Here is a 12,820-nt window from a genome sequence, read left to right on the forward strand (position 1 = left end):
GCGCCAAGCTATGGCAGGAGCGTTGACCGATCTCAATGGCCCCTTGCAGCCGCTGCGTCAGTTACAACTGACCTGGGAAAAGAACTGTCCCGAGATGTTCTGGTACATGCTGGAATAGATCGCGCGGCACCCCGTGGCCTGCCTGATCGCGGCCATGGCCTGAATCGTGCGCAAACGCGGTGGCGGGCCGAACGGATTGAGGTTGTTGTTATCGCGCGTGGCGCGATAGATCACCGGCTCGTCCGACACCTGGGTGACGGCCCATGTCCGGCTCATCACGTGGACAGTGATTGCTTCGTCCTTGGCCATGGCAGGGGGTGCAAGGGCGGCAAGGGCGGCTAAGACGGCAATGGAAATGCGCGGTTTCATGAATTCAACTCCTGATCAATGCGGGCGCTCTTCCGGATTTGAGCAAATTCGGCGCTGCATGTGAAGGCTTGACACGAATTGGCGTCCCTTTTGCGGTTACGCCACCCCCTCGGTGCGAATGCGTATGGTCTTTCCGCAATGCTTGCAATGCACGGCATCTGCGTCGTGCAGGACAAGCCCGCAGGTGCCGCATTCCTGTCGAACTTTCGTTGGGCGAAACAGCACTTGAAGCAGGCGCAGGAACAGCGTGACACCAAAGATCATCACACCCACCGCCAGCATCCGACCCCACGTGCCGGTCAGGGTGATGTCGCCAAACCCTGTCGTCGTGAGTGTGGTGACGGTGAAATAGAGCGCATCGGCATAGTTGCCGATCTGCGGATTGATGCCGGATTGCGTGGCATAGATCAGCCCGGTCATGATGAACAGAAAGACGCCGAGGTTGATCGAGGCCAAAACCACCTCTTCGTTTTCGCGGAAGAACTTGAAATCCTGACGCAGCCGTATCAATAGCTGGTAGGTATGCAACAACCTCAGCGTTCTGAGAATGCGCAGGAACCCAAGACCTTCGCCCGCGATGGGGGCCAGAAAGGAAAAGACCGCGATGATGTCGGCCCATGTCGCCGGGCGCAGCAGAAAGCGGCCCTTGTCGGCTTCCAGCCAGACACGGATGCCGAAATCGGTCAGAATCAGCAGGCCGAAAACCGCGTCGGTGATTTCGATCGCCAAAGTGTGCGGGAAGAATGACGTCACGATGACGAAAAGGATCGTCGTGATGTCGAAAGCCAAAAGCGCATAACGGAACCGGTGCGCCTGTGGCGTCGTTCCCTGATACAGGGATCTGATCTTGGTCAGCACTTGCTTTGCCATTCGACAGCATCGGTCTGATTGCACCCTGGCGCCCGATCCGAAACCGGGCGGCCAAATGCAAGGAAACACTGGAAGGACCTGATTTTCAACCGGTATCACCGCCAGCCGATCATGGCAAAACCGCCCGTCTGCCTCTAGCGCCCCACCAATGACAACGGCATATGACGGTTTACGTCCTTGTAAAGCAGATAGCGGAACCGGCCCGGGCCGCCCGCATAACAGGCCTGCGGGCAAAAGGCGCGCAGCCACATGTAATCGCCCGCCTCGACCTCGACCCAGTCCTGATTAAGGCGATAGACGGCTTTGCCTTCGAGCACGTAAAGCCCATGCTCCATCACATGGGTTTCGGCAAAGGGGATCACACCGCCCGGCTCGAATGTGACGATGGTGACGTGCATGTCGTGACGCAGGTCGGCAGGGTCGACAAAACGGGTGGTGGCCCATCGCCCCTCGGTGCCCGGCATCGGGTTGGGGGCGATGTCGCGCTCATTTGTGATGACCGGATCGGGGGCGGGCAGGCCGGGCACAGCCTGGTAAGCCTTGCGTATCCAGTGGAACCGGGCCACCGGGCCAGCGCGGTTGTGCAGGCTCCAGTCGCTGGCGGGCGGGATATAGGCGTAACCGCCTTCCTCCAGCACATGGTCTTGTCCGCCGATCGACAGCGTCACCGCGCCTTCGACGACAAAGATCACGCCTTCGGCGCCGTCATCTGTTTCCGGTTTGTCGCTACCGCCGCCGGGCTGCACTTCCATGATGTATTGCGAAAACGTCTCGGCAAACCCGCTGAGAGGGCGGGACAGGACCCACAGGCGCGTTCCTTCCCAAAAGGGCAGAAAACTGGTGACGATATCGCGCATCGTGCCCTTGGGGATCACCGCAAAAGCTTCGGTGAACATGGCGCGGTCGGTTAAGAGCTGGTCTTGCCCAGGATGACCGCCGGTGGGCGCATAATAGGTTCTTTGTGCCATAAATGCCTCGTTGGGTTTCCGGCGCACTATGCCGGGAAAGATCTGGCGGTCCTAGCGCTGGCAGGCGGAAAGGTTTCTTCGGAATTATTTGAAGATTTTGGTGCAGGGCTTGGACATCCCGACAGGTGCGGGATATCCTTGAGGACAAATGGAAATCATGTGTGAGGCAGTCATGAAAAAATGGATTTGCGCGACCCTTGTTGTCATGACGATTGCGGTCACGACGCCGGTGGCGCAGGCGAAGTCCTTGTCACGAATGGTCGCCGAACTGGGTCTCAGCCCAGCGGATTTCGAGATCATGGGAACGGCGGCAAACTCGTTGTTTGCCGGCGGTCGGCCCTCGACCGGGCAAGAGGTCGCCTGGACCAATGACGACACCGGTGCAAAAGGTACAGTGCGGGTGCGCGAGATGCGCGACAACTGCGCCCAACTGCAATATGTCTTTACGCCCGGTGGCGCGGATGCCTCGCGCGAGATCCGCACCCGGCGCTGTCTGGACGCCAATGGCAAATGGGTTCTGACGCCCTGACACACAAGATTGACGATGTGACGTTCGAATGATTTTGACGAACGGCACGAATCTTTTATTCATGCAGTCAAGGCGGCGTTTCGAGCATGGAGCGGTGCCAGGAAAAAAACAGTCCAGAGGAACAAGGGACATGAAATTTACTGAAGAGCACGAATGGCTGGACGCCGATGGCGATTTGGTGACAGTGGGCATCACCGCCCACGCGGCCGAGCAGTTGGGCGACGTTGTGTTTGTCGAACTGCCCGAGGTCGGCACCGAGGTCGGCAAGGACGATGAGATCGTGGTGATCGAATCGGTCAAGGCCGCTTCCGACATTCTGGCGCCTCTGGATGGCGAGATCGTCGAGGTTAACGAAGCGCTGGCTGACAACCCCGGCCTGGTCAACGAGGACGCGATGGGTGATGCGTGGTTCTTCAAGATCAAGGCGTCCGATTTGTCGCCGATGGACGACTATATGGACGAAGCGGGCTATAAAGACTTCATTAGCTGACGCAAGAAAACACGGCTGCGGGCGGCGGGCCGGGCCCGCCGCAACTGAACGCATCTCGTTTTCGTGACCTGGTCCGGCCCGGTTTCGTGCTAGATTGCACTCCTGATGCAGGGAGGTGGGTGATGGACGGAAACCCAGGACCGGAACGCCGGAAATCGGCGGGCGAATTCGATCAGCGTATTCTCGAAATTTTTGACGGCTACGTGCACGGACAGTTGTCCAAGCGCGAATTCATCGCGCAGGCGGGCCGCTATGCCGCCGCGGGTGTCACTGGTGCGATGTTGCTGGAACAGCTACAGCCGAACTATGCGCTGGCACAGCAAGTCGCCCCGGACGATCCCGCCATCGAAACCATGGTTGTCGACTATGACAGCCCCGAAGGGCATGGCGCGATAAAGGGTCTGATGGCGCGCCCCATGGGGCAAGAGGGTCCGTTGCCGGCCATCCTGGTCGTGCACGAAAACCGCGGTTTGAATCCTTATATCGAGGATGTGGTGCGCCGTTGCGCCAAGGCCGGATACCTTGCCTTTGGTCCCGACGGGCTGACGCCGCTAGGTGGCTATCCCGGCAATGACGACGACGGCCGCGCCATGCAAAGGACGCTGGATGGCGGCAAGCTGATGGCGGATTTTTTTGCCGCCTTCGAATTCCTGCGCGACAACGAAGGATCGACAGGCAAGATCGGCGCGGTCGGATTCTGCTACGGGGGTGGCGTCTGTAACGCGCTGGCCGTGGCCTATCCCGATCTGGCGGCGTCAGTGCCGTTTTACGGGCGGCAGCCGGCGGTCGAAGATGTGCCTTCGATCGAAGCGCCGCTGATGATCCACTATGCCGGATTGGACGACCGGATCAACGCGGGCTGGCCTGCGTATTCCGAGGCGCTCAAGGCCAACCAGAAGGCTTTTTCGGTTCATTTCTACCCGAATGTGAACCATGGTTTTCACAATGACACCACGCCGCGATACGATGAAGCGGCGGCAGAACTGGCTTGGGCGCGGACGATGGATTTCTTCGGCCGGAAATTGGGCTAGTACCCCCTCCGGCGGTCCACTTCGTGCAGCAGCGGCTCGCCGGTAGTAAGGCGGCGATAGTTTTCGGCCACGTCCTTCAGCGCATCGCCCAGATGCCAGCCCGACACATGCGGCGTGAGGGTGACACGCGGGTGCGACCAAAGCGGGTTATCGCTGGGCAAGGGTTCCTGACTGACCACATCCAGAACGGCATGACCCGGACGTCCCTGATCCAGCGCCTGCATCAGGGCCACTTCGTCGATCAGGTCGCCACGCCCCGCGTTCAACAACTGGCTGCCGGGTTTCATTGCCGCCAGAAGGCTGGCGTCGAACAAGCCATGGGTGTCGGGGGTCGAGGGCAGGATGGCGCAGACATGGTCACACTCCGCCAGCATGGCCGGCAAACTGGCCCGTCCGTGATGGCAATCGACCCCGTCGATGGATTTCGGCGAGCGGCTCCAACCTTTGACCTGAAATCCGATGTCGCGCAGCATGCGTGCGGTGCGCCCGCCGATATGGCCAAGGCCCAGAACGCCCACGACCGTCTCAGGGGTATAGACCGGCTCTACCGAATTCCAGACGGCCTTGCGCTGATCGGCTTCGTGCTGAGCCATATTGCGGTGGGTGCGCAGGATATAGGCCAGGAACCACTCGGCAATCTCGCGCGCCGGGGCGTCGGGTTTCAGCCGCGTCACGCGCACATGGTCAGGCAGGGCCGGGTGGCGCACGATGGTTTCCACCCCGGCCCCCAGTTTTTGCACCAGTTGCAGGTTGGGCAGGCGCGCAGGCCCTTCCGGGTTCAGTGATACCACCGCCGCCATCGCGATTTCGCCGGGGTCACCGATGGCATCGGGCGTCCGCACATCCGCCCCGGGCAGCGCTGTGCGCACCTGTTCGGCGATCTCTGCATTGCTCATCCAGCCCGATATCCCGGTTTCGATCAATAGCGCCATGGCTTGCTCCTCCCTCTTGTTCCGTTGCGTGAGGTATCGTCACGCAACTGGACTTTCCCGGCGCAGCTAAGCCATCCTCACAGCCAAGGTAAACCCTGGTGCGGCCGTTCGAGGAGAAAGTTTCATGAACATGACATTCGCCATGCGTGAGGAAAACCGTAAGCTGCTGGGGCGCGTCGCGGACATGGTGCGCAACGAGATCATGCCGTTGGAAGAGGAATACCAGGCCGAAATCGGCAAGGGCGACCGCTGGCAATATACTGAACGCCAGGCGGAAATCCTCGAAGGGTTGAAGGCCAGGGCCAAGGCGGCGGGGTTGTGGAATTTCTGGCTGACCGACAGCGACAAGGGGTTTGGGCTGACCACCGTCGAATACGCCTATTTTGCCGAAGAGATGGGCAAGACCCCGTTGGGGGCCGAGATTTTCAACTGCTCTGCCCCCGACACCGGCAACATGGAGGTGTTCGAACGCTACGGCTCGGACAAGATGAAGGAAGAATGGCTGAAGCCGCTGTTGGAAGGCGAGATTCGCTCGGCCTATCTGATGACCGAACCGGACGTGGCCAGTTCGGATGCTACCAATATTTCGATGTCCTGCGTTCGCGATGGTGACCATTATGTGCTGAACGGCGAAAAATGGTGGTCATCCGGCGCGGGTGATCCGCGCTGCAAGGTCTATATCGTGATGGTCAAAACCGGCGGCGATGACCTGCCCAAGCACAAACGCCAGTCGATGATCGTTGTCCCCGCTGAAACACCGGGTATCGAGGTATTGCGCGCGATGGAGGTTTACGGCCACGACGACGCGCCGCACGGGCACATGCATATCAGCTTCACCGATGTACGCGTGCCTGTCGAAAACATTCTATTGGGCGAGGGGCGCGGGTTCGAGATCGCGCAGGGCCGCCTTGGGCCGGGTCGCATTCATCATTGCATGCGCGCCATCGGACAAGCCGAGATCGCGCTGGAACGCATGTGCAAACGCTCGCTGCAGCGCGAGGCGTTTGGCAAGAAGCTGGCACAGCTTGGGGCGAACTACGACATCGTCGCCGAGTGCCGGATGGAGATCGAGATGGCGCGCCTGCTGTGCCTCAAGGCTGCGTGGTATATGGATCAGGGCGATGCGCGGGCGGCAGCACCGTGGATCAGTCAGATCAAGGTGGTGGCGCCGCGCGTGGCGCTCAAGGTCATTGACGAGGCGGTGCAGATGTTCGGCGGGCAGGGAATAAGCCAGGACACACCGCTGGCGATGGCCTGGACCCATGTGCGCACCTTGCGGCTGGCCGATGGCCCGGACGCGGTGCACCGCCGGCAGGTGGCTCGGGCGGAACTCAAGAAATACACGCAGGAAAAGATCTGAAAGGCAGGGGATGACGATGAAAAACCCGTCATATTTCCGGCAGAGGCCAGACGGTGAATTCATTGCAAACGACCCCACGCGCGGGCCGTGGTCAGCCGACCACTGCCATGCCGGCCCCGTGACCGGGCTGGTGGCCCGGGCTGCCGAGCGAGAGGTGGGGCCGGATAAGATGCTGACGCGCCTGACGCTCGACGTACTGCGTCCGCTGCCCCTCACAGGTCTCAGGGTCGCGGTGGAAACGGTGCGGCACACTCGCACTCTGGCGACCACCCGCGCCGAGGTCAGGGATCTTGACGGCACTCTCTGTGTCAGCGCCACGACCATGCATCTGGTGCGCAAGGCTATTGGGCCAGTTCCCAATGCAAGCGTTCCGGCACCGGATTTCACAGATGCGATACCAGGCCATTTCCCGATCCGGATTGCGCGCCACGACCTGCCGTTCTTTGCACAATTCGTCGATGTCCGGCTCCCAAAGGGGCAGTCCCACGATCCCGGCCCCAAGACGATCTGGATGCGCGCACCGTCACTTCTTGAAGACGAAGAGCAGTCACCGGTTCAATCGCTTTGCCCGTTGGCCGATTGCGGCAACGGGATATCCTGGAATTGCCCACCAACGGAATTGGGTTTCATGAACACCGACCTCAGCGTGCACATCCACCGCGAGCCGGTCTCGGACTGGCTTGCCTCGGAAACGGTGTCGCACTGGCACGACAACGGTGTCGGCATGGCGCAGGCGGTGCTTTACGACACCCAAGGCCCGGTGGCGACGGCCTTGCAGACGCTGGTGCTGTTCCCGCCCGCATAAGGTTATTCGGGCGCTTCGAGAAGCGCGATCATCTCGGAATACCCGTGCGCCCGCGCCAGATCCAGCGGTGTGGCGCCGTTTCGATCGGGGATGGTACGATCCGCTCCCGCCTCAAGCAGCAGGCGCAGCACGTCCTGATGGTCTGGCCCGCCATCACCCAGAACAACGGCTTCGATCAACGCGGTCCAGTTGAGATTGTTGACATGATCCAGCGGCGCGCCGGCATCGATCAGGCGACGAACGACTTCGACATGGCCCAGATGCGCCGCGGCGATTAGGGCGGTGCCGTCATAGGGGCTGGTGGTCAGGCCCGGATCGTTGCCCAGCTCGATGGCCAGAGACATCAGGTCGGGATCATCCGCCACCGCCACGATCGTCACAACGTCATAGGCCTGTCCTTCCAGCGCATTCATGTCGGCTCCGGCCCGGGCCAGTTCGCGCAGGGCCTCGTCCTGTGATGCGTAAGCAGCTACGTGGGCAGGTGTTCGCCCCCGCCGGTCCCGGGCATTCAGATCGGCGCCTGCCGCAGCAAGGCGCGCGATTTCGGCGACATCCCCGTTATGGGCCGCCCGGTGCAACCCTTCATAACCCGCGATTTCGGCGGCAGACGGGGCGATCTGGGCCTGCGCGCCGGTCGCGCTCAGGGCAAGGATCAGAAAAACGACCAGTTTCGTCATGTCGTGCCTCACTTACATGTCCGTGACAGGGGGTGCGACCCGATTTTTGGGTGCACCCGAGGCCCAGTATTGCAGAATCCGCGCGATGCGCACAGGTGTCAGCTGGATCTGGCCTTGGTCTGGCTGCGGATATACCGGGCAGCAGCTTGGGCTGTTGGCGGGGCGTTCTCGGTCAAAAGTCTGATTTGCCAAGCCAAACGCAGCGCGTCGATGTCCGTGTTTATCACGGCCAGCCGGGATGCATATTCGGACAGGCATTGCTCATGGAGGTCCTGAGCACCCGGAAGCGCAAGCAATTCGGCCAATCTTGCCCGTGTTGTCGCAAGCATCGGCAGAATGCGCGGTTCAGGCACCGTGTTCCAGTTCCGCTCGACCCAATAATCCAGCCCGATCTGCTTGGTCATGTGGTTGGGCAAACCGCGCTGCCGCTTGACAAGAAACTCGTCGAGCGACCGAAGCGAGTAGTGGTTCAGTCCGACCTGTTCCACGCCTCTGTTCATCCCGTAAAAGCTGATGCGGGCGTTCTGCCGGGCAAACGTGTCTGGCAATGGCAAACCGTCCGGCCCCAGCCATTTGGGTGTGTTTGACGAGACCACAAACTTTGGTCGGTGCACACCCAGCTTGCTGAAACGCCCGGGTCGGATCAGGGATTTGAACAAATGCCCCAGCGGGAAATGCAGGTCTGGTGGGGCGGCGGACAAAAACCGGGACGGTGTTATACCATCATTCCGGCTGGCGACGCTGTCCGACCCAAAAAAACGCCACGGGATTGCCAGGGCGTCGAACGGGCCGGAGCGATCCTCGAACATCGCGACAAGTTGGCCAATGCTTGCGCAGTCCTCGGGCAGCCAAAGGAATTCGTCGCAGTCGAAAAACAAGACCCAGTCAGCGGCAAGAATGGCGGGGTTTTTTGCCGCCAGTTTCAGCGCCTGCCATTGCGCGGTGACCTTTTGCGTGTGTTGAAACGCGACATGTGTCACAACACCTGCCGCTGACAGCGCGTCCAGAAGCGCCGGGCTGCTGTCCGAACAGTCATGGGTGAAAACCACAAAATGGTCGAAACCGCAGGCCAGATGATGGGCGATCCATTCAAGGATATATGATCCGTCATCCCGCAGGCAGGTACAGGCAACGATACGAGGCGTGGACGGGTCCGGTGTCATTGATGCTTTGGTAGCAATGGGTGTTTAACGATTCAAGTGACCAAAGCGCGACCTATACGAGGTATAGTGGTGAAAACTCCATGAAATACCTTTTCTTGACGGATTTCACCTGTTAACCTTTCGCGCAATAACAAGTGCAAAAATGAATAACGGGTATACGGGCGGATGAGCAGGCGAGAGCAGGGGACATTTGTCATTTCCTGGTCGCAAACGGAATTGGACGGGCTGGAAACGCCACCGATTTCAGCGATCAGGCGTGGTGCGGCGTGGTCGTGGCGTGGGCAGGCCAGCCGAGTTGATGGCCTGGAAACCAATCCCGCGTCAGGATGGTTGGGGCAGAACCCAAGCGCCGCCGGAATCCACAATGTGTCATCGCTTCGTCCTTCGCTAAGCGCAGATGTGCTTCAGGCAGTTCAGGGCGAGGGTCCGTTCTGCGCCCGGTTCACGGTGACCAATGGTGCGCAAACCTATTCGGCAAAGGTGATCCGCTTCGACATGTACGAACATTTATTCGTGGTGTTCGAGGGCGTGCTGCCGCCACGCGAAACCGAGCTTTGGGTTGAACAGGAAACCGTTTCGGCCTTGCTGGACCAGCCGATTGTCGTCGACGACATCCAGGCCGCAAACGCCGACGCCGGATTTACCTGCGGTGACGAGCAGGCGCCCGACAGCGGCGAAGTCGTCTGGATGCCGAATCGATTGGCGGCCCAGGCGTAAGCCGACCCAGTTCCGTACATTGCCGAAATTCGTCGTTGTTGTGTTGACTCCGCCCCAAAGGCGGATATAAGCGCGGCTTCGTTGGTGTTGGTGGCCCCCGCAAGGGGATGCCTGTCATGGGGAAACCCAAGAGGACAACGCCCTTCATACTGGCCCAAAAGGCCGTGACCAAAACTGAAGGAGATCAGCCGTGACCAAACGCACGTCTGCCAAGTACAAAATCGACCGCCGGATGGGCGAAAACATCTGGGGTCGTCCGAAATCCCCGGTCAACCGCCGTGAATACGGCCCCGGCCAGCACGGCCAGCGCCGCAAGGGCAAGCTGTCGGATTTCGGTCTGCAGCTGCGCGCCAAGCAGAAGCTGAAAGGCTATTACGGCGACCTGACCGAAAAGCAGTTCCGCCGCATTTATGCCGAAGCTGAGCGTGTCAAAGGCGACACCGGTGAAAACCTGATCGGCCTGCTGGAGCGCCGCCTGGACGCCGTCGTTTACCGCGCCAAGTTCGTGCCGACCGTGTTTGCTGCGCGTCAGTTCGTGAACCACGGCCACGTCAAGGTGAACGGCCAGCGCGTCAACATCCCGTCCTACCGCGTCAAGGAAGGCGACGTGATCGAGGTCCGCGACAAATCCAAGCAACTCGCTGTTGTTCTGGAAGCCGCCTCGCTGGCCGAGCGCGACGTGCCGGATTACATCGACGCCGACCATTCGAAAATGACCGCCACATTCGTGCGCACCCCGAGCCTGGGCGATGTGCCGTACGCAGTCATCATGGAACCGAACCTGGTCGTCGAATTCTACGCGAAGAACTGATCTTCGCCGGACATTCCAAGTCAGATAGGCCGCGCGAGATGCGCGGCCTTTTTCTGTTTAAGAAAACAGAAGATGCACTGCAGGTCACAAGGGCAAGGGCCGTCCTTCGGCGATCGCTTCCATCGCAAAATATGACGTGACACTATCCAGCTCGACCTTCTCGATCAGTCGTTGATAGACCTTGTCATAGGATGTCATATCCTGCGTCACCACCTTGAGCTGATAGTCATAGTCGCCACCGATACGATGAAAATCCACGACCTCGGGTATGGTCAGGACATGGCTGCGAAACGCTTGCAGCCACTCGGCCGAATGGTGCCGTGTGCGCAGCATGACAAAGACGACAAGGTTCAGCCCCAGCCTCTCCCGCGCCAGCCGGGCCGTTGACCCTTTCAGGACGCCGCTTTCGTTCAGCATCTTCAACCGTCGCCAGCAGGCGTTTTGTGACAACCCCACGCGATCCGCCAGATCCCTTTGCGAGAGCGATGCATCCTTTTGCAGCTCGATAAGAAGGCGGCGGTCAATATGATCTATTTTGTCCGACATAATCGTTCATATGACACAAAAAATTACTTAAATGAAGAGAAATAGGTGAAGTTTCCATACAACTATTGGATCACATTGGAAGGGCCTAAAGGAGCTTCAACAATGACCCTTTCAATGTTTCGTGCAACCATCGAAGCCGCCGTTCGGGATGAAACCCTGCGGGAGGGGCTGATCGGCGAGAACATCCTGATCCCGGGCCTTCAAGGCGATGTCCCGCTGGTTTATGCGGATTACGTCGCTTCGGGGCGGGCCCTGCGTCAGGTCGAAGACTTTGTGGCCGGTCACGTTCTGCCATTCTATGCCAACAGCCATACCGAAGCCTCCTTTTGCGGGTCCTACATCACTCGGTTGCGCCGCGACGCGCGCGCCGAGATTGCCCGCGTTGTTGGCGCAAGGGGAGAGGACGCGGTGATCTTTACCGGGTCGGGCGCCACCGCGGGGCTCAATCGGCTGGTCAGCTTATTCGGACTAGGGGAGGCTGACCAGCCGGTTGTCATCATCGGGCCGTATGAGCATCATTCGAACATACTTCCGTGGCGCGAAAGCAAGGCCAAGGTCGTCGAAATCCCGGAAGCACCCGAAGGTGGGCCGGATCTGGCGGCGCTGGAAGTGGCGCTGGCAGAGCACGCATATTCCGACCTGATCGTTGGGTCATTTTCGGCGGCATCGAACGTGACAGGGATCATCACCGACCCGGATCCGGTGACGCGCCTGCTGAAACGGCACGGCGCGCTGGCCATCTGGGATTACGCCGGCGGCGGCCCCTATCTGCCGATGGATATGGGTCCGAAGGATGCCCGCAAGGACGCCATCGTCGTCTCGCCGCACAAGTTCCCTGGCGGGCCGGGTGCGTCCGGTGTTCTTGTCGTCAACAAAGGAGCAGTGAAACGCGCCTGCCCAAGCTGGCCTGGCGGCGGCACGGTGTCTTTCGTCTCGCCGTGGCGCCATGACTACAGCACCGATCTGGCCGCGAGGGAAGAGGCCGGAACACCCAACGTGATCGGCGATATTCGCGCAGCTCTTGCTTTCATCGTCAAGGATGCCGTGGGTACTGCGGAGATTGCCCGGCGCGAGGCGCAGTTCAACCGCATGGCGCTGGAGGGATGGCGGGACAATCCGCACCTGACTCTGCTGGGCGTAGACAAATCGCACCGGCTGCCGATCTTTTCCTTTCTCGTGCGGGATCGGGACGGCAATCCGGTACATCAGCAGCTGTTCACACGCATGCTCAGCGACATCTATGGCATTCAGGCGCGTGGCGGTTGCGCCTGCGCCGGGCCATACGCGCATCGCCTTCTGGGGATCGGCAAGGAGGCCTCCGAGGCCCTGCATGCCGCGCTTGCCGCAGGTGAAGAGTTGAAGAAACCCGGTTGGGTCCGCCTGAATTTCTCCTACCTGATGCGCGAAGAGACGGTTCAGTTCATCATCAACAGTGTCAACGAGCTGTCGCGCCGGACCGAGGATTACGCTCCGTACTACAACGCCGATCCGGCGACGGCGCGCTTCAAGGCCGCATGAGGGTTTTGCGGCTTTTCTCAGGGTCGTGACATCG

15 protein-coding genes are annotated in these 12,820 nt (G+C 60.2%); 8 read left to right on the plus strand and 7 right to left on the minus strand.

Annotated features, from left to right (window positions below; genetic code table 11):
• Positions 1-57 precede the first annotated feature (57 nt).
• From AC2FNB_RS00075 to AC2FNB_RS00085, 3 genes are all read right to left on the minus strand, one after another.
• The gene (locus AC2FNB_RS00075; protein WP_480749573.1) at positions 58-369 is read right to left on the minus strand and encodes a hypothetical protein; all 312 of its coding nucleotides are present in this window, start codon (positions 367-369) and stop codon (positions 58-60) included.
• 96 nt (positions 370-465) lie between these two features.
• The gene (locus tag AC2FNB_RS00080; RefSeq protein WP_496743680.1) at positions 466-1,239 is read right to left on the minus strand and encodes an ion channel; all 774 of its coding nucleotides are present in this window, start codon (positions 1,237-1,239) and stop codon (positions 466-468) included.
• A 134-nt stretch (positions 1,240-1,373) separates the two neighbouring features.
• Positions 1,374-2,207, minus strand: coding sequence for a bifunctional allantoicase/(S)-ureidoglycine aminohydrolase (locus tag AC2FNB_RS00085; protein WP_496743682.1), 834 nt, complete (start codon positions 2,205-2,207; stop codon positions 1,374-1,376).
• A gap of 172 nt (positions 2,208-2,379) precedes the next feature.
• Here AC2FNB_RS00085 and AC2FNB_RS00090 point away from each other — a divergent pair, with 172 nt between their 5' ends.
• The 3 genes from AC2FNB_RS00090 (at position 2,380) to yghX (ending at position 4,257) form a co-directional block, all read left to right on the plus strand.
• On the plus strand, positions 2,380-2,736 hold the full coding sequence (locus AC2FNB_RS00090; protein WP_496743684.1) for a hypothetical protein: 357 nt from the start codon (positions 2,380-2,382) through the stop codon (positions 2,734-2,736).
• Between the two features lie 130 nt (positions 2,737-2,866).
• Positions 2,867-3,226 (plus strand): glycine cleavage system protein GcvH, encoded by a 360-nt coding sequence (gene gcvH / locus AC2FNB_RS00095; RefSeq protein ID WP_496743686.1) that lies wholly within the window; start codon positions 2,867-2,869, stop codon positions 3,224-3,226.
• Positions 3,227-3,348: 122 nt separating this feature from the next.
• Positions 3,349-4,257, plus strand: coding sequence for a YghX family hydrolase (gene yghX, locus AC2FNB_RS00100; RefSeq protein WP_496743688.1), 909 nt, complete (start codon positions 3,349-3,351; stop codon positions 4,255-4,257).
• Here yghX and AC2FNB_RS00105 read toward each other — a convergent pair.
• On the minus strand, positions 4,254-5,189 hold the full coding sequence (locus AC2FNB_RS00105) for a 2-hydroxyacid dehydrogenase (protein WP_496743690.1): 936 nt from the start codon (positions 5,187-5,189) through the stop codon (positions 4,254-4,256). The genes yghX and AC2FNB_RS00105 overlap by 4 nt on opposite strands.
• A 124-nt stretch (positions 5,190-5,313) precedes the next feature.
• Between AC2FNB_RS00105 and AC2FNB_RS00110 the strand changes: the two genes are divergently transcribed.
• Complete coding sequence (locus AC2FNB_RS00110) at positions 5,314-6,549, plus strand: acyl-CoA dehydrogenase family protein (protein WP_496743692.1); 1,236 nt, start codon at positions 5,314-5,316, stop codon at positions 6,547-6,549.
• Between the two features lie 16 nt (positions 6,550-6,565).
• Entirely contained in the window at positions 6,566-7,354 is a 789-nt protein-coding gene (locus AC2FNB_RS00115; protein ID WP_496743693.1) for a thioesterase family protein, read from the plus strand.
• Between the two features lie 2 nt (positions 7,355-7,356).
• Here AC2FNB_RS00115 and AC2FNB_RS00120 read toward each other — a convergent pair whose 3' ends face one another.
• Together AC2FNB_RS00120 and AC2FNB_RS00125 are read right to left on the minus strand one after the other, a co-directional pair.
• Positions 7,357-8,031: an ankyrin repeat domain-containing protein gene (locus AC2FNB_RS00120; protein WP_496743695.1), complete on the minus strand. Its 675-nt coding sequence runs from the start codon at positions 8,029-8,031 to the stop codon at positions 7,357-7,359.
• Between the two features lie 98 nt (positions 8,032-8,129).
• Positions 8,130-9,194 carry a glycosyltransferase family 2 protein gene (locus tag AC2FNB_RS00125; RefSeq protein WP_496743697.1) on the minus strand — a complete coding sequence of 355 codons (1,065 nt, stop codon included), beginning with the start codon at positions 9,192-9,194 and terminating at the stop codon, positions 8,130-8,132.
• A gap of 165 nt (positions 9,195-9,359) precedes the next feature.
• Here AC2FNB_RS00125 and AC2FNB_RS00130 point away from each other — a divergent pair, with 165 nt between their 5' ends.
• Both AC2FNB_RS00130 and rpsD read left to right on the plus strand, forming a co-directional pair.
• Complete coding sequence (locus AC2FNB_RS00130) at positions 9,360-9,911, plus strand: hypothetical protein (protein ID WP_496743699.1); 552 nt, start codon at positions 9,360-9,362, stop codon at positions 9,909-9,911.
• 190 nt (positions 9,912-10,101) lie between these two features.
• A complete protein-coding gene (rpsD, locus tag AC2FNB_RS00135) occupies positions 10,102-10,722 on the plus strand; it encodes a 30S ribosomal protein S4 (RefSeq protein ID WP_480749561.1) in 621 nt (206 codons plus the stop codon).
• 84 nt (positions 10,723-10,806) lie between these two features.
• Here rpsD and AC2FNB_RS00140 read toward each other — a convergent pair whose 3' ends face one another.
• On the minus strand, positions 10,807-11,268 hold the full coding sequence (locus AC2FNB_RS00140) for an Lrp/AsnC family transcriptional regulator (protein WP_496743702.1): 462 nt from the start codon (positions 11,266-11,268) through the stop codon (positions 10,807-10,809).
• Between the two features lie 102 nt (positions 11,269-11,370).
• Between AC2FNB_RS00140 and AC2FNB_RS00145 the strand changes: the two genes are divergently transcribed.
• Positions 11,371-12,786, plus strand: coding sequence for an aminotransferase class V-fold PLP-dependent enzyme (locus tag AC2FNB_RS00145; protein ID WP_496743703.1), 1,416 nt, complete (start codon positions 11,371-11,373; stop codon positions 12,784-12,786).
• The last annotated feature ends 34 nt before the right edge of the window (positions 12,787-12,820 follow it).

The sequence above is a fragment of the Ruegeria sp. BHSB058 genome (genome assembly GCF_059613285.1).

Excerpts from the sequence above, each read along its gene's own strand:
- AC2FNB_RS00075 (WP_480749573.1), bottom strand. The coding sequence starts at position 369 with ATGAAACCGCGCATTTCCATTGCCGTCTTAGCCGCCCTTGCCGCCCTT.
- AC2FNB_RS00080 (WP_496743680.1), bottom strand. The coding sequence starts at position 1,239 with ATGGCAAAGCAAGTGCTGACCAAGATCAGATCCCTGTATCAGGGAACG.
- AC2FNB_RS00085 (WP_496743682.1), bottom strand. The coding sequence starts at position 2,207 with ATGGCACAAAGAACCTATTATGCGCCCACCGGCGGTCATCCTGGGCAA.
- AC2FNB_RS00090 (WP_496743684.1), top strand. The coding sequence starts at position 2,380 with ATGAAAAAATGGATTTGCGCGACCCTTGTTGTCATGACGATTGCGGTC.
- gcvH (WP_496743686.1), top strand. The coding sequence starts at position 2,867 with ATGAAATTTACTGAAGAGCACGAATGGCTGGACGCCGATGGCGATTTG.
- yghX (WP_496743688.1), top strand. The coding sequence starts at position 3,349 with ATGGACGGAAACCCAGGACCGGAACGCCGGAAATCGGCGGGCGAATTC.
- AC2FNB_RS00105 (WP_496743690.1), bottom strand. The coding sequence starts at position 5,189 with ATGGCGCTATTGATCGAAACCGGGATATCGGGCTGGATGAGCAATGCA.
- AC2FNB_RS00110 (WP_496743692.1), top strand. The coding sequence starts at position 5,314 with ATGAACATGACATTCGCCATGCGTGAGGAAAACCGTAAGCTGCTGGGG.
- AC2FNB_RS00115 (WP_496743693.1), top strand. The coding sequence starts at position 6,566 with ATGAAAAACCCGTCATATTTCCGGCAGAGGCCAGACGGTGAATTCATT.
- AC2FNB_RS00120 (WP_496743695.1), bottom strand. The coding sequence starts at position 8,031 with ATGACGAAACTGGTCGTTTTTCTGATCCTTGCCCTGAGCGCGACCGGC.
- AC2FNB_RS00125 (WP_496743697.1), bottom strand. The coding sequence starts at position 9,194 with ATGACACCGGACCCGTCCACGCCTCGTATCGTTGCCTGTACCTGCCTG.
- AC2FNB_RS00130 (WP_496743699.1), top strand. The coding sequence starts at position 9,360 with ATGAGCAGGCGAGAGCAGGGGACATTTGTCATTTCCTGGTCGCAAACG.
- AC2FNB_RS00140 (WP_496743702.1), bottom strand. The coding sequence starts at position 11,268 with ATGTCGGACAAAATAGATCATATTGACCGCCGCCTTCTTATCGAGCTG.
- AC2FNB_RS00145 (WP_496743703.1), top strand. The coding sequence starts at position 11,371 with ATGACCCTTTCAATGTTTCGTGCAACCATCGAAGCCGCCGTTCGGGAT.